Origin of the sequence: Nocardioides flavescens (assembly GCF_009823805.1) — a bacterium.
Lineage (GTDB): Bacteria > Actinomycetota > Actinomycetes > Propionibacteriales > Nocardioidaceae > Nocardioides > Nocardioides flavescens.
The window spans coordinates 90,615-108,846 of record NZ_WUEK01000005.1 but is presented as its reverse complement, the minus strand read 5'-3'; the positions used below and the strand labels follow the sequence as shown (position 1 = coordinate 108,846).

General features: G+C 73.4%; 19 protein-coding genes. 9 read left to right on the top strand and 10 right to left on the bottom strand.

The features are described from left to right. Window positions 1–131: 131 nt before the first annotated feature. From GRQ65_RS09375 to GRQ65_RS09350, 6 genes are all read right to left on the bottom strand, one after another. A complete protein-coding gene (locus GRQ65_RS09375) occupies window positions 132–1,235 on the bottom strand; it encodes a hypothetical protein (protein WP_160877549.1) in 1,104 nt (367 codons plus the stop codon). Continuing rightward, entirely contained in the window at window positions 1,223–1,804 is a 582-nt protein-coding gene (locus GRQ65_RS09370; RefSeq protein WP_160877547.1) for a sigma-70 family RNA polymerase sigma factor, read from the bottom strand. The genes GRQ65_RS09375 and GRQ65_RS09370 overlap by 13 nt, the downstream gene beginning before the upstream one ends. Before the next feature lie 42 nt (window positions 1,805–1,846). Continuing rightward, window positions 1,847–3,265 carry an adenylosuccinate lyase gene (gene purB, locus GRQ65_RS09365; protein ID WP_160877545.1) on the bottom strand — a complete coding sequence of 473 codons (1,419 nt, stop codon included), beginning with the start codon at window positions 3,263–3,265 and terminating at the stop codon, window positions 1,847–1,849. Window positions 3,266–3,288: 23 nt separating this feature from the next. Beyond that, window positions 3,289–3,858: a Uma2 family endonuclease gene (locus tag GRQ65_RS09360; protein WP_160877543.1), complete on the bottom strand. Its 570-nt coding sequence runs from the start codon at window positions 3,856–3,858 to the stop codon at window positions 3,289–3,291. Between the two features lie 123 nt (window positions 3,859–3,981). Next, on the bottom strand, window positions 3,982–5,229 hold the full coding sequence (gene purD / locus GRQ65_RS09355; RefSeq protein ID WP_160877541.1) for a phosphoribosylamine--glycine ligase: 1,248 nt from the start codon (window positions 5,227–5,229) through the stop codon (window positions 3,982–3,984). A gap of 168 nt (window positions 5,230–5,397) precedes the next feature. After that, a complete protein-coding gene (locus GRQ65_RS09350) occupies window positions 5,398–6,693 on the bottom strand; it encodes an adenylosuccinate synthase (RefSeq protein WP_160877539.1) in 1,296 nt (431 codons plus the stop codon). Between the two features lie 88 nt (window positions 6,694–6,781). On the opposite strand from GRQ65_RS09350, the gene GRQ65_RS09345 reads away from it, so the two are divergent. The 5 genes from GRQ65_RS09345 to GRQ65_RS09325 all read left to right on the top strand — a co-directional run bounded on the left by GRQ65_RS09345 (window position 6,782) and on the right by GRQ65_RS09325 (window position 12,631). Then, entirely contained in the window at window positions 6,782–7,699 is a 918-nt protein-coding gene (locus GRQ65_RS09345) for a diacylglycerol/lipid kinase family protein (protein ID WP_202387864.1), read from the top strand. A gap of 63 nt (window positions 7,700–7,762) precedes the next feature. Then, the gene (gene lysS / locus GRQ65_RS09340; protein ID WP_160877537.1) at window positions 7,763–9,487 is read left to right on the top strand and encodes a lysine--tRNA ligase; all 1,725 of its coding nucleotides are present in this window, start codon (window positions 7,763–7,765) and stop codon (window positions 9,485–9,487) included. 167 nt (window positions 9,488–9,654) lie between these two features. Then, entirely contained in the window at window positions 9,655–10,194 is a 540-nt protein-coding gene (locus GRQ65_RS09335; RefSeq protein ID WP_160877535.1) for a hypothetical protein, read from the top strand. 26 nt (window positions 10,195–10,220) lie between these two features. Next, window positions 10,221–10,904, top strand: a complete 684-nt coding sequence (locus tag GRQ65_RS09330) for a response regulator transcription factor (RefSeq protein WP_337191599.1) — start codon at window positions 10,221–10,223, stop codon at window positions 10,902–10,904. After that, complete coding sequence (locus GRQ65_RS09325) at window positions 10,901–12,631, top strand: sensor histidine kinase (RefSeq protein WP_160877533.1); 1,731 nt, start codon at window positions 10,901–10,903, stop codon at window positions 12,629–12,631. Before GRQ65_RS09330 ends, GRQ65_RS09325 begins: the two co-directional genes overlap by 4 nt. On the opposite strand, the gene GRQ65_RS09320 is transcribed toward GRQ65_RS09325, so the two are convergent. Beyond that, window positions 12,607–13,038: a DUF3151 domain-containing protein gene (locus GRQ65_RS09320; protein WP_202387900.1), complete on the bottom strand. Its 432-nt coding sequence runs from the start codon at window positions 13,036–13,038 to the stop codon at window positions 12,607–12,609. The genes GRQ65_RS09325 and GRQ65_RS09320 overlap by 25 nt on opposite strands. A gap of 162 nt (window positions 13,039–13,200) precedes the next feature. Next, on the bottom strand, window positions 13,201–14,232 hold the full coding sequence (gene fbaA / locus GRQ65_RS09315; protein ID WP_160877529.1) for a class II fructose-bisphosphate aldolase: 1,032 nt from the start codon (window positions 14,230–14,232) through the stop codon (window positions 13,201–13,203). 53 nt (window positions 14,233–14,285) lie between these two features. Here fbaA and GRQ65_RS09310 point away from each other — a divergent pair, with 53 nt between their 5' ends. The 3 genes from GRQ65_RS09310 to GRQ65_RS09300 are packed head-to-tail and all read left to right on the top strand — an operon-like array spanning window position 14,286 to window position 16,122. After that, entirely contained in the window at window positions 14,286–14,750 is a 465-nt protein-coding gene (locus GRQ65_RS09310; RefSeq protein ID WP_160877527.1) for a DUF2867 domain-containing protein, read from the top strand. A gap of 33 nt (window positions 14,751–14,783) precedes the next feature. Next, on the top strand, window positions 14,784–15,632 hold the full coding sequence (locus GRQ65_RS09305) for a hypothetical protein (RefSeq protein WP_160877525.1): 849 nt from the start codon (window positions 14,784–14,786) through the stop codon (window positions 15,630–15,632). Continuing rightward, the gene (locus tag GRQ65_RS09300; RefSeq protein ID WP_160877523.1) at window positions 15,622–16,122 is read left to right on the top strand and encodes a SigE family RNA polymerase sigma factor; all 501 of its coding nucleotides are present in this window, start codon (window positions 15,622–15,624) and stop codon (window positions 16,120–16,122) included. Before GRQ65_RS09305 ends, GRQ65_RS09300 begins: the two co-directional genes overlap by 11 nt. 5 nt (window positions 16,123–16,127) lie before the next feature. On the opposite strand, the gene GRQ65_RS09295 is transcribed toward GRQ65_RS09300, so the two are convergent. Further along, window positions 16,128–16,766, bottom strand: coding sequence for a TrmH family RNA methyltransferase (locus GRQ65_RS09295; protein ID WP_160877936.1), 639 nt, complete (start codon window positions 16,764–16,766; stop codon window positions 16,128–16,130). 118 nt (window positions 16,767–16,884) lie between these two features. On the opposite strand from GRQ65_RS09295, the gene GRQ65_RS09290 reads away from it, so the two are divergent. Continuing rightward, window positions 16,885–17,607: a DedA family protein gene (locus GRQ65_RS09290; protein ID WP_337191597.1), complete on the top strand. Its 723-nt coding sequence runs from the start codon at window positions 16,885–16,887 to the stop codon at window positions 17,605–17,607. Between the two features lie 47 nt (window positions 17,608–17,654). Here GRQ65_RS09290 and pyrE read toward each other — a convergent pair whose 3' ends face one another. Next, window positions 17,655–18,221 (bottom strand): orotate phosphoribosyltransferase, encoded by a 567-nt coding sequence (gene pyrE, locus GRQ65_RS09285; RefSeq protein WP_160877521.1) that lies wholly within the window; start codon window positions 18,219–18,221, stop codon window positions 17,655–17,657. Window positions 18,222–18,232 lie beyond the last annotated feature (11 nt).

The window sequence follows — 18,232 nt, the reverse complement described above, 5'->3', positions numbered from 1 at the left end:
TCGGCGTACAGCGAGCAGCACTTCGCGCCGGGTCGGCGTCACTGCAACAGCCGTTCGCGCCGCGAGGCCCGTCCGCCGCCTGACGAGGTGGGGCGGACGGGCCTTCATCCATGCGTTCGGCGGGTGACCGATCAGTGGCAGCCGAGACTGCCGCGGAAGCCCTGCGGGACCTGGCCCGCGGCGACCTGGTCGGCGAGCTCCCAGACCATCTCGGGGTAGTCGCCCTCGGCGTCCATCTCCTGCAGGACGGGCCAGTCGCGCGAGGTGCCGAGGAGCCGCGCGGCCGCGGCGGCCCGGGAGTCGTCGCCGTCACGGGTCGCCGCCGCGAACTCCTCGATCCACGCGCAGGCATAGGCGCCCGCGACGTCGGCGCCGAGCTGGTAGGGGTCCTGCTCCTCGGAGTCGACCGTGCGCTCGGCGCCGTCGGGCCAGCCGGCGCCAGTGACGCCGACGATGCCGTCGATGAGGGAGACGCCCGCCGCCGGCCGCTCGTCGTCGGTGACGAAGCGGTCGGGCAGGCTCGCCTCGAACGCCCCCCGGTCGACGATGCGGACGTTGCTCAGCGCCTCGAGGAGGGCCTGGAGCGTCATCTCGCCGCCGCGCAGCTCGAGCCACGAGCCGTCCTGCACCTCGCGGATGACCGTGTGGTCGTCGGCGGAGTAGGCCCACATCTGACCGGCCAGGCCGGCGACCTCGACGGGCTCGCCCGGCGCGGGCGGCTCCACGATGTGCTCGCGGTCGTCGACGTACATGTCGTAGCTCGAGGCCGGGTAGCGCGTGATCTCGAAGCGGGCGTCGCCCTTCTCGTAGGTCACGCTGGCGTAGTCGCCCTCGGACTCGGCGTACGTCGCCACCCAGCCGGGCGCGTCCAGGACGGCGTAGGTGCCCGTCGCCTCGGGAGCGGGGGCCGTCGTCTCGACGGCGGCGTCGTCGCTGGGGCTCGCCGCGACGGTCGGCGCCGTGGACGAGGCGGGCGCAGGCGTCTGCTGGCCGCTGCCGCCCGCCCAGAGCGAGGTGGCGCCGACGACGCCGGCGACGACCGCGGCGGCGGCGAGGGGGATCAGCCAGCGACGGTGGCGGGGGGCGGTGGCGGGCAGGTCGGCGGGGCGTTCGGTGACGTCGGTGCTCACGATCTCCTCCAGGAGCTCGGCCCGCGCGGCGTGGAGCGGCAGGCGCGACACCGCGTGGTCGGTCAGCTTGGGGGACTGGTCGAGGCGGTCGTTCAGCGGGTCCATCGGGCGCTCCTCCCGGGCGTGGCGGGTTCGGGTCGGTCGTGGAGGTGATGTCCGGCCGGTGGTGGATCGTTGCCGAGGAGGTCGCGCAGCCGGGCCCGGGCCCGCGAGAGCCGGGGGCGTACGACGGTCGTGGTGAGCCCGAGCACCTCGGCGATCTCGCGGGGCTCGAGCCCCTCCCACAGGTGCAGCTCGAGCACCTCCTGGTCGCGACCGCTCAGGCGCCGCATCGCTGCGGTCACGTCGGCGCGCTGCACCACGTCGTCGCTCGCGTCGGGCACGTGCGAGCGCAGCTCGCGGCGCAGCCGCTCGCCCAGCGAGGTGCGACGCCGCTCACCGCGGCGCTGGTTGGCGAGCACGCGCCGCGCCACGCCGTACAACCACGGCCGCAGGTCGGGCTCGGCCGGTGCGTGGGCGAGCCGGCGCCAGGCGACGAGGAAGGTCTCGGCCGTGACGTCACCGGCGTCCTCGGGACGGTCGACGCGGCGCAGCGCGAAGCCGAGCACCGCGTCGAAGTGCGCGGCGTAGAGACGCCGGAACGACGCCTCCCGGTCCTCGGCGAAGCTGCTCACACGAGGTCTCTGTCCGGCACCGGCGGCATCGTTGCAGCCGACCTACAAGATCGCGCCCGGCGTGTACGCCGCCGCGTCAGGGAAGCGCGCGGTCACGGCCTCGACGCGGCGCACGACCTCCTGCACCTGGGAGACGGCCGCACCGGTGAAGGTGATCGGGTCGGCCACGAGGGTGCCGAGCTGGTCGGCGGTGAGGCCGAGGCGCTCGTCGGCGGCGAGCCGCTCGAAGACGTCGTTGCGGGCCGCCCCCTGGCGCATGTCGAGCGCGACCCCGACCGCGGCCTCCTTGATCGCCTCGTGGGCGGTCTCGCGCCCGACGCCGTTGCGCACCGCCGCCATCAGCACCTTGGTCGTGGCCAGGAACGGCAGGTACCGGTCGAGCTCGCGCTGGATGACCGCAGGGAAGGCCCCGAACTCGTCGAGCACCGTCAGGAAGGTCTGGAAGAGCCCGTCGGCCGCGAAGAACGCGTCGGGCAGGGCGACGCGGCGCACGACGGAGCAGGAGACGTCGCCCTCGTTCCACTGGTCGCCCGCGAGCTCGCTGACCATCGACAGGTGGCCGCGGAGCACGACGGCGAGACCGTTGACGCGCTCGCACGAGCGGGTGTTCATCTTGTGCGGCATGGCCGACGAGCCGACCTGGCCCTCGGCGAAGCCCTCGGTGACGAGCTCGTGGCCGGCCATCAGCCGGATCGTGGTGGCGAGGTTGGACGGCGCGGAGACGAGCTGGACGAGCGCGGAGACGACGTCGAAGTCGAGCGAGCGGGGGTAGACCTGGCCGACGCTGGTCAGCACGTCCTCGAAGCCGAGGTGGGCCGCGACCCGGCGCTCGAGCTCGGCGAGCTTGTCGGCGTCGCCGTCGAGCAGGTCGAGCATGTCCTGGCTGGTGCCCATCGGGCCCTTGACCCCGCGCAGCGGGTAGCGCGCCAGCAGCTCCTCGACGCGCTGCAGCCCCACGAGCAGCTCGTCGGCGACGGTGGCGAACCGCTTGCCGAGCGTCGTCGCCTGCGCGGCGACGTTGTGGGAGCGCCCGGCCATCACGAGCGACTCGTGCTCGGCGGCGAGCCGGCCGAGGCGGGCGAGCGCGGCGACGGTGCGGTCGCGCAGCAGCTCGAGCGACTGGCGCACCTGCAGCTGCTCGACGTTCTCCGTCAGGTCGCGGCTGGTCATGCCCTTGTGGATCTGCTCGTGACCGGCGAGCGCGCTGAACTCCTCGATGCGCGCCTTCACGTCGTGGCGGGTGACCCGCTCGCGCGCGGCGATCGAGGCGAGGTCGACCCGGTCGACGACGGCCTCGTAGGCCTCGACCGCGCCGTCCGGCACCTCGACCCCGAGGTCGCGCTGGGCGCGCAGTACGGCGATCCACAGCTGCCGCTCGAGGCGGATCTTGTGCTCGGGCGACCAGATCTCGGCGAGGTCGGCTCCGGCGTACCGGGTGGCCAGGACGTTGGGGACGCTCACGGGCGTCCATCCTCCCACGGGTCTCAGGCGGGGACGACCGCCGCGAGGTCGATCGAGACGACCCCGTGCTCGCCCACCTGCACGCTGCCGGTCGGGTGCTGCCTGTCGAGGTGGAGAAGCGGCTCCCAGCGGCCCTCCACGTTGGTGAAGACGTCGATGCTGCGGTGGTCGGGGTCGACGACCCAGAACTGCCCGGCGCCGGCCTCGGCGTACTCCGGCCCCTTGCGGACCGTGTCCTCGGTGCGGGTGCTCGGCGAGAGGATCTCGACGACGAGGACCGGTGCGGTCTCCACCCAGGTCGCCTCCGGCCGGGTGTCCGTCACGGTGATGTCGGGTCCGCGCATCCGGTTGTGAGGCAGGCGGACCCCGACCTCGCTCATCACGAACAGGTCGGGCAGGGCCGATTTGAGGGCGACGATCAGCCCCGTGGCTGCCAGAGCGTGACCCGGGCCGACCGGCGGGCTCACGACGACCTCGCCGTCGACCCACTCGGCGCGCTCGCTCGGGTAGGCGAGGAACTCCTCCCACGACATGCGCAGCCGCAGCAGCCCCTTCTCGGCGACGACCATGACACCCCCGGCGAACGACGACACGTCACGTCCCCTCCCAGTGTGGACCCGCGGCGCGGACCGGACCAGCCCGTCGCCCGAGGGCTGCCGGCGCGAACGGCTCTCCGCAGGGCTACGCCTTGTCGGGGCTCCCAGGCACCGAGGGCGTCAGACGCCGGCGGCGATGTCGCTGCGGTGCTGGGCGCCGTCGAAGGTGACCCGCTCGACCCCGGCGTACGCCGACGCGCGGGCGGCGGCCACGTCGGCCCCGGTCGCGACGACGGCGAGCACGCGGCCGCCGGCGGTGACGAGGTCGTCGCCGTCACGCGCGGTGCCGGCCTGGATCACGTGCACGTCGTCGAGCGCCTCGGCGGCGTCGACCCCGGTGATGACGTCGCCGCTCGACGACGACGCCGGGTAGCCCCGGCTGGCCAGCACGACGCCGACGGCGGCGCCGGGCTTCCACCGCGGCGGCTCCACGTCGGCGAGGGTGCCCGTGGCGGCGCCCATCAGCAGCGCGCCGAGGGGCGAGTCGAGCAGCGCGAGCAGCGGCTGCGTCTCGGGGTCGCCGAAGCGGGCGTTGAACTCGACCACGCGCACACCGCGCGAGGTCAGCGCGAGGCCGGCGTACAGCAGGCCGGAGAACGGCGTGCCGCGGCGCGCCAGCTCGTCGACGGTCGGCTGCAGGACGTCGGCGAGCACCTCGTCGACGAGACCCTCGGGCGCCCACGGCAGCGGTGTGTAGGCGCCCATGCCGCCGGTGTTGGGGCCCTCGTCGCCGTCGCCGATGCGCTTGAAGTCCTGGGCGGGCTGGAGGGGGTAGACCGTCGCCGTCTGGCCGTCCCACCCGCACAGCGCGAAGAGGGAGACCTCTGGGCCGTCGAGGTACTCCTCGATCACGACCCGCTCGCAGCCGGCGGCGTGCGCGACGGCCTCGTCGCGGTCGGTCGTCACGACGACGCCCTTGCCGGCGGCGAGCCCGTCGTCCTTGACGACGTACGGCGAGCCGAGGTCGTCGAGAGCCGCCTCGACCTGCTCGGGCGTGGTGCAGACGTGGGCGCGGGCGGTCGGCACGCCGGCCGCGGCCATCACGTCCTTGGCGAACGCCTTGGACCCCTCGAGCTGCGCGGCCTCGCCCGACGGCCCGAACACCGCGATGCCGCGCGCCCGCACCACGTCGGCCACCCCGGCGACCAGCGGCGCCTCGGGGCCGACGACGACCAGGTCGACCCCGAGCCGCTCGGCGAGGTCGGCGACGGCCTCACCCGAGAGCGCGTCGACGTCGTGGAGCGTCGCGACGGCAGCCGCCCCCGGGTTGCCCGGCGCGACGTGCACCTCGGTGACCGCCGGGTCGAGCGAGAGCGCCCGGGCCAGCGCGTGCTCGCGGCCGCCGTTGCCGATGACGAGGGTCTTCACGGGCCGTCAGCCTACGGAAGGCGGGCGCAGGGCCTGTCGCGCGGACAGTGGTTTCGAGACGGTCCGCCTCGGTGGTCGAGGAAGGACGAAGTCCTGTCTCGAAACCACTTCCCGGTACAGGTGGTTTCGAGACGGTCCTGGCGGACCTCCTCAACCACCGGCGCCAGCTCAGGCCAGGTCGTGCACGACGATCGTGGCGTCGCGGGCGGGGCCGACGCCGATGGCGGAGATGCGAGCGCCGGAGAGCTCCTCGACGCGGGCGACGTAGGCCCGGGCGGCGGCGGGGAGCTCCTCGACGGTGCGGCAGCCCGAGATGTCCTCGGTCCAGCCGTCGAGCTCCTCGTAGATCGGCTTCGCGTGGTGGAAGTCGGACTGGTTGACCGGCATCTCGTCGTGGCGGACGCCGTCGACGTCGTAGGCGACGCAGACGGGGACCTTCTCGAGGCCGGTGAGCACGTCGAGCTTGGTCAGGGTGAAGTCGGTGACGCCGTTGACGCGGGAGGCGTAGCGCGCAATGACGGTGTCGTACCACCCGCAGCGGCGCGGGCGGCCGGTCGTCGTGCCGAACTCGGCGCCGGTGGTGCGCAGGTGCTCGCCGAACTCGTCGTGCAGCTCGGTCGGGAACGGCCCCTCCCCCACGCGCGTCGTGTAGGCCTTCACGATGCCGATGACGCGGTCGAGGCGGGTCGGCGGGATGCCGGAGCCGGTGCAGGCGCCGCCGGCGGTGGCCGACGACGACGTCACGAACGGGTAGGTGCCGTGGTCGACGTCGAGCAGCGTGGCCTGGCCGGCCTCGAGCAGCACGGTCTCGCCACGGTCGAGGGCCTGGTTGAGCAGCAGCCCCGAGTCGACGACGTACGGCGCGAGGCGCTCGGCGTACGACGACAGCTCCTCGACGATCTCGTCGACCTCGGGGGCGCGGCGGTTGTAGACCTTGGTGAGGATCTGGCCCTTGAGCTCGAGGACGCCCTCGACCTTCTGGCGCAGGATGCCGTCGTCGAAGAGGTCCTGCACGCGGATGCCGATGCGGTTCATCTTGTCGGCGTACGTCGGACCGATGCCGCGGCCGGTGGTGCCGAGGCGTCGCGAGCCGAGGAACCGCTCGGTCACCTTGTCGAGGGTGCGGTTGTAGGAGGCGATGACGTGCGCGCTGGCCGAGATCTTGAGCAGCGAGGTGTCGACACCGCGGGCCTCGAGGCCGTCGATCTCCTCGAACAGCACGCCGAGGTCGATGACCACGCCGTTGCCGATGACCGGGGTGACGCCGGGGGTGAGGATGCCGCTCGGCAGCAGGTGCAGCGCGTACTTCTGCTGAGACTCGCCCTGCCCGATGACGACCGTGTGGCCGGCGTTGTTGCCGCCGTTGAACTTCACGACGTAGTCGACGCGGCTGCCGAGCACGTCGGTCGCCTTGCCCTTGCCTTCGTCGCCCCACTGGGCGCCGATGATGGCGATCGCTGGCATGCGGGGGTCGCTCCTTGCTGAGGGGCTGCTGGGGGAGGGTCCGTCGTCCCGGCCCGGGGTGACGGTCATGAGGATAGGGTCAACAGCGATGGACCCCCTCCTCGTGATCACCAACAGCGACGCCGGCACCGCCGACGACGAGACGCTGGCGGCGGCCCTCGCGGTGCTGCGGGAGAGGTGCTCGGTCGAGGTGACCGCCACCTCCGACCCCGGCGAGCTCGACTCGGCCCTGCACCGCGCCGGCGGGCGGCGCATCGTCGTCGCCGGCGGCGACGGCTCGATGCACGCGGTGGTCGCTGCGCTCTACCGCCGCAACGACCTCGAGGACGCGGTCCTCGGCCTGCTGCCGCTGGGCACCGGCAACGACTTCGCCCGCACCAACCACATCCCCCTCGACGTCGAGGAGGCCGCCCGGGTCATCCTCGAGGGCACCCCGCGGCCGATGGACCTCATCGTCGACGAGGTCGGCGAGATCGTGGTCAACAACGTCCACGCCGGCGCCGGCGCGCAGGCCAGCCGCCGTGGGGCGCGCTGGAAGAAGCGGCTGCACGAGATCGGCGTCGGCAAGGTCAACCTCGGCAAGCTCGGCTACCCCATCGGCGCCTTGCAGGCGGCCGTGCAGCCGCCGTTCATCCGGGTGCGCGTGGAGGCCGACGGCGAGGTGCTGGTCGACCTCGACGAGCCGATCCTCATGGTCGCGGTCGGCAACGGCGCCGACGTCGGCGGCGGCACCGCGCTGACCCCCGGCGCCGATCCCGGCGACGGCAGGGTCGACGTCATGGTCTCGCGCTCGGTCGGCCCGCTGGCGCGGGTGGCGTACGCCGCCGCGCTGGTCGCGGGGCGCCACACCAAGCGCGACGACGTGATCTACCAGCGCGCCACGACCGTCACGGTCTCCGGCGAGGAGTTCTGGTGCAGCGCCGACGGCGAGATCTACGGCCCCGAGCGGCACCGGAGCTGGCGCGTCCAGCCCGCGGCGTACAAGCTCGTCGTCCCCGGCCCCTGACCCTCCCCCTGACACAGCCCTGACCTGGGTCCGCTCCCCTCCGGCCCGGTAGCCTGACCCCTCGTGGCGAGGCAGCGTGGAGGACAGCAGGGCGACCCCTTCGACTGGGTGACGCGGGCCGCCGACGACACCCTGCGCCACGCCGAGCAGAGCGGCGAGCCGGGCCGGCTCATCACCTGCGCGTCGGGTGCGAGCCCCTCGGGCCCGGTGCACCTGGGCAACCTGCGCGAGTTCCTCACCGTGCACTTCGTCGCCGACGAGCTGCGCCGCCGCGGTGTGCCGGTGCGCCACCTGCACAGCTGGGACGACTTCGACCGCTTCCGCAAGGTGCCTGCGGGCGTCGACCCGTCGTGGGCCGACCACATCGGGCGGCCGCTGTCGGGCGTGCCCGACCCGTGGGAGTGCCACCCCTCGTGGGCCGAGCACTTCAAGGAGCCGCTCCAGGCCTCGCTGCGCGAGCTCGGCGTCGAGATGGAGGAGGTCTCGCAGACCGAGAAGTACCGCGCCGGCACCTACCGCGACCAGGTCCTGACCGCGGTCGAGCGCCGCGACGACATCGAGCGGGTGCTGGCGCGCTACCGCACCAAGGCCGCCGCCCCCACCGAGGCGCCGCCGGAGGGCCAGGAGGAGGCCGCTGAGAGCACCGCCGAGCAGGACGCCGACGGCACCGGCGCACTCGCGCGGTTCCCCTACAAGCCGTTCTGCGCCGAGTGCGGTCGCGACACCGTCGAGATGCTGTCCTACGACGACGCGAGCACCGACCTCGCCTACCGCTGCACCAGCGACGGCTACGAGGGCGTCGCCACCCTGCGCACCCACACCGACGGCAAGCTCGTGTGGAAGGTCGACTGGCCGATGCGCTGGGCCTACGAGGGCGTCGACTTCGAGCCCGGCGGGGTCGACCACGCCAGCCCCGGCTCGTCGTACACCGTCGGCAAGGAGCTCGTCTCGGAGATCTACGGCGGCCGCGCGCCGACGTTCGTCGGCTACTCCTTCGTGGGCGCCGGCGGTCAGGTCAAGATGTCGTCCTCGCGCGGCGGCGTGCCCACCGCGGCCGACGCGCTGCAGATCCTCGAGGCGCCGGTGCTGCGCTGGCTCTACGTCCGCCGTGCGCCCAAGCAGGCGTTCAACGTCGACTTCGGCCCCGAGGTCGTGCGCCTGTACGACGAGTGGGACTCGCTCGGTCGCAAGGCCGCCGACCCGGCCAAGCGTGACGCGCAGGTGCTCGCCTACGAGCGCTCCATCGCCACCGCCTCGGCCGGCACCCTGCCCGCCCCGCGCGTCGTCGTGCCGTTCCGGCTGCTCAGCTCGGTCGCCGACGTCACCCAGGGCAGCGACGAGCAGATCAGCCGCATCGTCGCCAGCGCCGGGCACCCGCACGACGAGGTCGCCGACCTCGAGCCGCGCCTGTCGAAGGCCGTCACCTGGATGCGCGACTTCGTGCCGGAGTCGGAGCGCACCACCGTGCGCGACGAGCCGTCCCCGCGTCTGGGCTCGCTCACCGAGGACGAGCAGCGCTGGCTCGCCCAGCTGCTCGACCGGCTCCCCGACCGGCTCGAGCTCGACGAGACCACCGCGCTGATCTACGGCGTCCCCAAGCTCGCCCGCGGCCTCGGCGTCGACGACGCCCCGACCGACGAGGTCAAGGCCGACCAGAAGGCGTTCTTCGGGCTGCTCTACGAGCTGCTCGTCGACGCCGAGCGCGGTCCGCGCCTGCCCACGCTGTTCCTCGCGCTCGGCTCCGAGCGGGTGCGGACGCTGCTCACGCCCCCTCCGACCGCTGGTTGAGGAGGTCGCGCCAGCGACCGTCTCGAAACCACTCGAGTGGTTTCGAGACAGGACTTCGTCCTTCCTCAACCACCGTCGAGTCCCTCCCCGGCCGCGGTGCGCGCCTCTGACGGGAGGCCGACGTCGTCCTGACAGTTCCCTGACATCTGCTCGCCAGAGTCGGGGACATGAACCTCATCGACCTCCTGACCACCGTCCTCGCCGCCCCGCTCGCCGCGGGCGCCCTCTCCCTGCCGAGCCCGGCCCCGGCCGACTCGCCCGCCGACGCCGGCCCGCCCGTGCTCCGTGTCGTCGACGTGACCAGCCAGGGCAGCGCCCGCCACGACCGGCTCGACCAGGCGTGGACCGACTGCCTCATCGAGGCCGGCGCGCCGACGGTCCCTGCCGACTCCGAGCCGCGCGCCGTGCCGAACTCGGCGTTCTCGCAGGACACCGGGCCCGTCCTCGACTGGCCTGCGCCGGCGGCCGCTCGCGAGGCGTGCGCCTCGGTCGAGCCGGAGTACCCGCCCGTCCTCGAGGCCGCCACCAACCCCGACTTCGCGGCGATGGCGCAGACCTACGTCGCGTGCCTCGAGGCCGGTGACCTGCACGTGCGGCTGCTCAACGACGAGAACCTCGACTGGACCTACCGCGCGGCGTACGACGTGCCGACCGACAGCGTCGCCACCGAGGACTCCTGCCTGCTCGGCACGTTCGGGCGGGACTGACGGGCGGCCTGACAGACTCGCCGGTCGTGGCACGCATCCTGGTCGCCGAGGACGACCCCAAGCAGGCCGAGCTGATCCGGCGCTACGCCGTCGCGGAGGGCCACACCGTCGCCGTGGTCGGTGACGGCGGGGCCGCCCTGGACGCCGTACGCCGCGACCGGCCTGACCTGCTCGTCCTCGACGTGATGCTGCCCGGCGTCGACGGCCACGACGTCACCCGGCTGCTGCGGGCCGATCCCGGGACGGCGGCGCTGCCGATCCTGATGCTCACGGCGCGGGCCGGGGAGGACGACCTCCTCCTCGGCCTCGACGTGGGCGCCGACGACTACGTCACCAAGCCCTACAGCCCGCGCGAGCTGATGGCGCGGGGCCGGGCGCTGCTGCGCCGGCACGCCGTGGGCGAGGTCGAGCCCGTGCGGCCGCCGCTGCGCGTCGGCGACGTCGAGGTCGTGCCGGCGCGGCACGAGGTGCTCCACCGGGGCGAGCGCGTCGAGTGCACGCCCGGGGAGTTCACGCTGCTGGAGCTGCTGGTCTCCGAACCGGGCCGGGTCTTCACCCGCGACCAGCTGCTGCGGCGGCTGCACGGCGCGGAGGGGTACGTCTCGCCGCGCACCGTCGACGTGCACGTCGCCAACCTGCGCAAGAAGCTCGACCCCGCCCTCGTCCGCACGGTGCACGGGGTCGGCTACGCCTGGGCCGTGCCCGCATGAGACCCCGCACGATCTCCGGCACGACCTGGCTGCGCGGGCTGCGGCTGCGGCTCTTCGCGCTCGGCGCCCTCATCGCCCTGGTCGCGGTCGTCGCGGCCACCTGGGCGACGGTGCGCGCGACCACCGTCGCGGTGCAGGAGGAGCAGCGCGAGTCGCTGCACGCCGACGCCCAGACCTACGACGCCCTGCTCGGCTACGCCGCCACCCACCGCTCCTGGTCGAGCGCGACCGGGCTCGTCGAGCGGCTGGCGCGTGAGCACGAGGGCGCGGTCGTCGTGACGGACCCGAGCGGTCGGGTCCTCGTGTCCTCGACCGCCTCGACCGGGTCGACGACGGGCGACACCCTCTCCCCCGACGACGCCCGGGCGCGCATCGACCCGCTCGACGTCGACGCGGCGCTCTTCGACCCGGCCGACCCGGTCGAGCCCTCACCCGTCCCCGCACCCACCGAGGACGGCTGCGGCGCCTCGAGCGGTCGCGGCACGGAGCCGAGCGAGTGCCGCACGGCCGTCGTCGACTCGTCGCTGCGTCTCGACCCTCGTCTCGAGACGCCGCTGACGTCCGACGAGGTCGACGCCGACCCCGCGTGGCGGCTCCTCGCGCTCCAGGTCACCGACTGCCTCGCCGACGCCGGACTGCCGGGGGCCACCCAGGTGCTGCCGGGGCCGGCCGTCCAGGTGCCGTTCCGCGACCACCGACGGGTCGCCACGTCCTGCCTCGACGACGCGCTGCGCGCCGCCCTCTCGCCGTACGTCGCCCCGCCGGCGCTGCTCCACGTCGGTGGCGAGGGCTCGCGCGCCGAGGTGTTCTGGGACCTGTCGCCGCGCAGCCAGGGGCGGATCGCGCTGCTGGCCGGGGCGGTGCTGCTGGTCGTGCTCGGGCTGTGCGCGCTGCTCGCCGCGAGCATCGCCGGGCCGCTGCGGCGCACCGCGGCCGCCGCCCGCCGCGCCGCCGACGGCGACCTCTCCGCCCGGGTGCCGGAGGGCCGGCGCGACGAGCTCGGCGAGGTGGCCCGGGCCTTCAACCTGATGGCCGAGCGCCGCGAGCAGCTCGAGGACTCGCGACGCCGGCTCATCTCCGACGTGTCCCACGAGCTGCGCACCCCGCTGGCCAACCTGCGCGGGTGGGTCGAGGCGGCCCGCGACGGGGTCGTCGAGCCCGACCGGGAGCTCATGGCGAGCCTGCTCGAGGAGAGCCTGCACCTGCAGCACCTCGTCGAGGACCTCGCCGGCCTCGCCCAGGGCGACGCCGGCGAGCTGCGGCTGCACGTCGAGCGGGTCCCGCTGGCGGCGTTCCTGGGTCAGGTCGCGACGTCGTTCGAGGTCGCCGCGGCGGTGGGCGGGGTGCGCCTCGACGTCGAGTGCACCGAGGGCGCCGAGGTGCTCGCCGACCCGGTGCGGCTGCGCCAGGGCGTCACCAACCTGGTCGCCAACGCGCTGCGCCACACCCCGCCCGGCGGGGTCGTGACGCTGCGCGGGGCTCCGGGCTCGGTGGCCGTCGAGGACACCGGGGAGGGCATCCCGGCCGACGAGCTGCCCCACGTCTTCGACCGGTTCCGCCGGGTCGACCCGTCCCGCACCCGCGCGACCGGTGGCACCGGCCTCGGGCTGGCGATCGTGCGCCAGCTCGCCGAGGCCCACGGCGGGTCGGCCCGCGCGGAGAGCGTTCTCGCGCGCGGGACGACGGTGACGCTGACCCTGCCTCAAGCCTCGGTCGTACCCGACTGATCCTGCTCGGCCGGGGCGAGCAGCACGTCGTACGCGGTCTGGCTCGAGTCGCGCAGGAAGTCGCGGCAGCGCTCCCACTCCTCGGTCTCGCCGATCGACTGCGCGGCCAGCGCGAGGATCGCCAGGCAGGCCAGGAACCCGCGGTTGGGCACGTGCTCCCACGGCACCGGGCCGTGGCCCTTCCACCCGTTGCGGCGCAGCCGGTCGAGGCTGCGGTGGTAGCCGACGCGCGCGTAGGCGTAGACCGTCACGTCGGGCTGGCCCTCGCTCGAGGCACGCGTCGCCAGCTCGGCCCACGCGGTCGGCGACGCCGGGTGGCGGCGTACGACGGCCATCGGGTCCGCGCCCGACGCCAGCTCCTCGTCGGCGGGGTCGGCGGGCAGGTGCGTCGCCGGCGGGCCGGCCATCAGGTCAGGGTGGGAGTGGGTCACCCCGCCATTGTCGCGCCCGCCGCCCCGGCTGCGGAGGGGAGGGCGGAATCCCAGCATCTGCTGGTACTGCCAACGTTCTGGGGTGTTGCAACACCCCAGAACGTCAGGGATCCCAGCAGATGCTGGGATTCCGACACCTCAGCCGAGCGACTTGCCGGCGGAGCGGAGGTGCTCGCAGGCCTCGACGACGCGGGCGGACATGCCGGCCTCACCGGCCTTGCCCCAGGCGCGGGGGTCGTAGGCCTTCTTGTTGCCGACCTCGCCGTCCACCTTGAGCACGCCGTCGTAGTTGCCGAACATGTGCCCGGCGATGGGGCGGGTGAAGGCGTACTGCGTGTCGGTGTCGACGTTCATCTTCACCACGCCGAAGTCGACGGCGGCGCTGATCTCCTCGGCGGTGCTGCCGGAGCCGCCGTGGAAGACCAGGTCGAACGGGCGGGCGTCGGCGGCCAGGCCGAGCTCGTCGATGACGGCCTGCTGGGCCTTCTGCAGGATCTCGGGGCGGAGCTTGACGTTGCCGGGCTTGTAGACGCCGTGGACGTTGCCGAAGGTCAGCGCGGTGAGGTAGCGCCCCTTCTCGCCGGTGCCGAGCGCACGCACGGTCGCGATGGCGTCCTCGGGGGTGGAGTAGAGCTTGTCGTCGATGGCGCCCTCGACACCGTCCTCCTCGCCACCGACCACGCCGACCTCGATCTCGAGGACGATGTTGGCGGCCTTGCACTTCTCGAGGAGCTCCTCGGCGATCTGGAGGTTCTCCTCCAGCGGCACGGCCGAGCCGTCCCACATGTGCGACTGGAACAGCGGCTGCTCGCCGCGCTTGACCCGGTCGATCGACACGTCGAGCAGCGGGCGGACGAACCCGTCGAGCTTGTCCTTGGGGCAGTGGTCGGTGTGCAGCGCGATGCGCACGCCGTAGCTCTTGGCCACCTCGTGGGCGTAGGCCGCGAAGGCGAGCGAGCCGGTCACCATGCTCTTCACGCCCTGGCCGGAGAGGTACTCCGCGCCCCCGGTCGAGACCTGGATGATGCCGTCGGACCCGGCGTCGGCGAAGCCCTTCAGCGCGGCGTTGAGCGTCTGTGACGACGACACGTTGATCGCGGGGAAGGCGTAGTTGCCCTTCTGGGCGGAGTCCAGCATCTCGGCGTACTGCTCGTGAGTGGCGATCGGCATGGTCAGACACTAGTGGGGCCCACCGACTGGGCCCACCCTCCTACTGTGGTGACGTGCACCGACGCCTGCGCCTCCACCGCTCGACGCGGGCCAGCACCCTCCTGCGCGAGCCCGACGACGTCTGGGTGCGCCTGACCGCTGCCGGCCTCGGCCCGCACTGGTACGTCGACGCGGCGCCGCTCGTCGTCCGCGGGTTGATCGACCGCGCCGTCGGAGGCGAGGGCCGCCGCTGGCCGGTCCCGGAGCGCGAGCAGCTCGAGACCGGCGACCAGGTCGGGTTCTGGCGGGTCACCCAGGCCGAGAAGCACACCCTCGAGCTCGTCGCCGACGTCCGTTCGCCGGGCCGCGTCGTGCTGACCACCGCGGTCACGCCGACCGACGACGGCTGCCGCGTCACCCAGGACGTCGCTTTCGAGCCCGACGGGCTGGTCGGCCAGCTCTACATGCTCACCGACATCGCCGCCCGCGAGACCGTCATCGAGCTGATCCACCGGCGGCTGCTGGCCGAGCTCGGCTGACAACCGATCCGGTCGCTCCCCCGTAGACCGGGCATGGACGACCTCGACCTCGCCACCCGGCTCGACCGGAGCATCGGCTCCGCACCCCACGGCGGTGCACCTCTGCCGACGCTGATCGCCGAGGGGCGGCGCGTCGTACGACGGCGGCGGCTGCGGGCCGCCGCCCTCTCGCTCGCCGCTGTCGTAGCGCTCGGCGGCTCCGCGACAGCGTTCGTCGACCGGAGCGCGCCGACGCCCGCGCCGACCGGTCGCCCGGATGAGCGGTCACTCGAGCTGCGGCCGCCGGCCAACGACATGCCGCTGACGTACACGCCGGCCGGCGACCTGCGGCTCGACCCGGCCTACGAGGTGGTGATGCGCGTCGACAATCCGTACTTCCTGCCCTCGCCCGATCGCTCGGTCGCCCTGGTGGTCCAGAACCAGGACGGGGAACGCTTCTGGGGAGCGGCGTTCTGGTACGCCCCGCAGGAGGGGCGGAACGAGGGCCATCCCCTGAGCGGCAGCAGCTTCGGACCTGCCGCGGCCGAGGGGGAGACGTTCCAGACGTACGTCGACCAGTCCCTACCGGTCGGGACCACGACCTCCCCCGCCCGCACCCGCCTCGTCCGCTTCGAAGGTGACGGCTTCACCCCGTTGCTGGGGGTCACCGTGCTGGAAGGGCGCAGCGACGTCGATCTGGGAACGCGGTTCGCCACCGGAGAGGACGACGTCGCGGCCGCCGAGGTGCGCTCGCCGGGCGGCGACGTCTACTACGTGCTCGGCCGACAGGGCCCGGTACTCGAGCCGTGGGTGTACGTCGTGACCAAGGCCGAGGGAGGCGCCGACCTCGACGCCTTCCTCGACTACGCCCGCGACCGCTGGGGCGGCGACCGTGCGGAGTGAGGACCGCGACGCGGCGTTCTCGGAGTTCGTCGCGGCACGCCGCACGCACCTTCGGCGGGTGGCCTACGCGATCTGCGGCGACTGGCACCAGGCCGACGACCTCGTGCAGACCTCCCTGGTCAAGCTCTACGCGGCCTGGCCGCGCGTACGCCGCGACGGCGGCGAGGAGGCCTACGTGCGCACCATCATCGTGCGCGCCCACATCGACGAGACCCGCCGACCGTGGCGCCGCGAGCGCAGCGGCGACGTGCCGGAGACGCCGGCGCGGGCGGGGGCGAGCGCGGAGGAGCGCGACGCACTCTTCGACGCGCTGCAGGCGCTCCCGATGATGCAGCGCAAGGTCGTGCTGCTGCGCCACTGGCTCGGCCTCTCGGTCGCGGAGACCGCCACCGAGCTGCGGATCAGCCAAGGCACCGTCAAGAGCCACACCTCCCGCGGTGTCGCCGCCCTCCAGGCCGTCCTCGGGACGCCCGCCGAGCCCCGCTGTTGACGGCGTCAGCCGCGCCAGGCGGTCTCGCCGGAGAGGTCGGCGTGGGCGCGGACCCAGGAGTGCATCGCGATGGCGGCGGCGGCCGAGGCGTTGATGGAGCGGGTGGATCCGAACTGCGCGATCGAGAACGTCGCGTCGCAGGCCTCGCGCGCCGACTCCGACAGCCCGGGACCCTCCTGACCGAACAGGAAGCAGACGTCGCGCGGCACCTCGGTCGTCTCCAGCGGCAGCGAGCCGGGGAGGTTGTCGACGCCCCACAACGCGACGTCCAGCCCGGACAGGTAGGACGCCAGGTCGGCGACCGTCGGGTGGTGGCGCACGTGCTGGTAGCGGTCGGTGACCATCGCGCCGCGCTTGTTCCAGCGACGGTTGCCGACGATGTGCACCTCGGCGGCGAGGAACGCGTTGGCCGTGCGCACGACGGTGCCGATGTTGAAGTCGTGCTGCCAGTTCTCGATCGCGACGTGGAACCCGTGGCGCCGGGTGTCGAGGTCGGCGACGATCGCCTCGAGCGTCCAGTAGCGGTAGCGGTCGACGACGTTGCGCCGGTCGCCCTCGGCGAGCAGCGCGGCGTCGTACTCCTCGCCCTCGGGCCACGGCCCCTCCCACGGCCCGACGCCGACCTCGGGCGGGCCGTGCGGCATCGGGTCGTACGGCGCACGCTCGTCGCCGGTCTCGCTCACGGGGGGCCAGCCTAAGACGTGGCTCACACCCACCCCGGGCGGACAGCGGACGCACAGCGAGGACAGGTACCGTGAGGGCGTGTCACTGCCGGACGTCACGTCCCTCGTCCAGCCCATGCTCCTCGGCATCAAGTGGCTGGACCCCGCGTGGCTCCAGCAGCACTACGGCTCGGCGTTCATCTGGATCGCGCTGCTGATCGTCTTCGTGGAGTGCGGGCTGTTCTTCCCGTTCCTGCCCGGCGACACGCTGCTGTTCGCGCTCGGGCTGTTCATCGCGGGCAGCAACGCGACGGGCTACTCGGTCTTCGGCTTCACCAACGAGCCGCTCGAGCTGGTCCTCGCGATCGGGCTGCTGACGGTCGCGGCGTTCGCCGGCAACGTCGTCGGCTATGAGATCGGGCGCAAGATCGGGCCGCCGCTCTACGAGCGCGACGGTCGCATCCTCAAGCGGAAGTACCTCGACAACACCGCGAAGTTCTTCGACCGCCACGGCTCCAAGGCGCTGGTCCTCGGCCGGTTCGTGCCGTTCGTGCGCACCTACATCACGGTCGTCGCCGGCGTGACGCTCATGGAGCGGCGCCGCTTCTTCATGTGGAGCGCGGTCGGCGCGGTGCTGTGGGTCGTCTCGATCACGCTGCTCGGCTACTTCCTCGGCGCGGCCTTCCCGTGGCTCGGCGAGAACATCGACTACGTCACCGTCGCCATCCTCGCCTTCACCGTGGTGCCGCTCGTCGTCGAGTGGCTCAAGCACCGCCACGACGAGCACGACGAGGCCGACGGAGCCGCGGCCACCGAGGGCTGAGTCCCGGCGTACGCCGGCCCGCGGGTCGGGCGCGAGCCAGCTGAGCGTCAGCCGCGCGCGGCCGCCGCGGCGTCGAGGTCGGCGCGGGTGAGCACGGAGCGCACCTCGAGGTCGACGTCGGCGAGCGGGTTCTCGCCCTCCGGGCTGCGGTCGATCGCGCAGACGACGACTTCGACGACCGCGCCGAGCTCGCGCAGGGCGCGGGTCGCGTCGCGGACCGCTCCCCCGGTCGTGATGACGTCCTCGATGAGCGTGATCCGGCGGCCGGAGACGTCGGGGCCCTCGGCGAGCTTGCAGGTGCCGTACTCCTTGGCCTGCTTGCGCACGAACAGGCTCGGCAGCCCGGTCAGGCTGCTCACCACCGTCGCGATCGGCACGCCGCCGAGCTCGAGGCCGCCGAGCAGCTGGGTGCCGTCGGGGAGCTTGGGCACCATCAGGCGCGCCACGCGGGCGAGCAGCAGCGGGTCGGCCTCGAAGAGGTACTTGTCGAAGTAGGTGTCCGAGACCTGGCCCGAGCGGAGCGTGAACTCGCCCGACAGCCGGCAGGTGGCGTCGATGTCGGCGGCGAGGCCCGGGTCGACGGTGCTGGTCTGGTCTGCGTGGTCGGCGCTCACGGCTCGCCACG

Excerpts from the sequence above, each read along its gene's own strand:
- GRQ65_RS09375 (WP_160877549.1), bottom strand. The coding sequence starts at position 1,235 with ATGGACCCGCTGAACGACCGCCTCGACCAGTCCCCCAAGCTGACCGAC.
- GRQ65_RS09350 (WP_160877539.1), bottom strand. The coding sequence starts at position 6,693 with ATGCCAGCGATCGCCATCATCGGCGCCCAGTGGGGCGACGAAGGCAAG.
- GRQ65_RS09345 (WP_202387864.1), top strand. The coding sequence starts at position 6,782 with ATGGACCCCCTCCTCGTGATCACCAACAGCGACGCCGGCACCGCCGAC.
- GRQ65_RS09335 (WP_160877535.1), top strand. The coding sequence starts at position 9,655 with ATGAACCTCATCGACCTCCTGACCACCGTCCTCGCCGCCCCGCTCGCC.
- GRQ65_RS09325 (WP_160877533.1), top strand. The coding sequence starts at position 10,901 with ATGAGACCCCGCACGATCTCCGGCACGACCTGGCTGCGCGGGCTGCGG.
- GRQ65_RS09320 (WP_202387900.1), bottom strand. The coding sequence starts at position 13,038 with ATGGCCGGCCCGCCGGCGACGCACCTGCCCGCCGACCCCGCCGACGAG.
- fbaA (WP_160877529.1), bottom strand. The coding sequence starts at position 14,232 with ATGCCGATCGCCACTCACGAGCAGTACGCCGAGATGCTGGACTCCGCC.
- GRQ65_RS09305 (WP_160877525.1), top strand. The coding sequence starts at position 14,784 with ATGGACGACCTCGACCTCGCCACCCGGCTCGACCGGAGCATCGGCTCC.
- GRQ65_RS09295 (WP_160877936.1), bottom strand. The coding sequence starts at position 16,766 with ATGCCGCACGGCCCGCCCGAGGTCGGCGTCGGGCCGTGGGAGGGGCCG.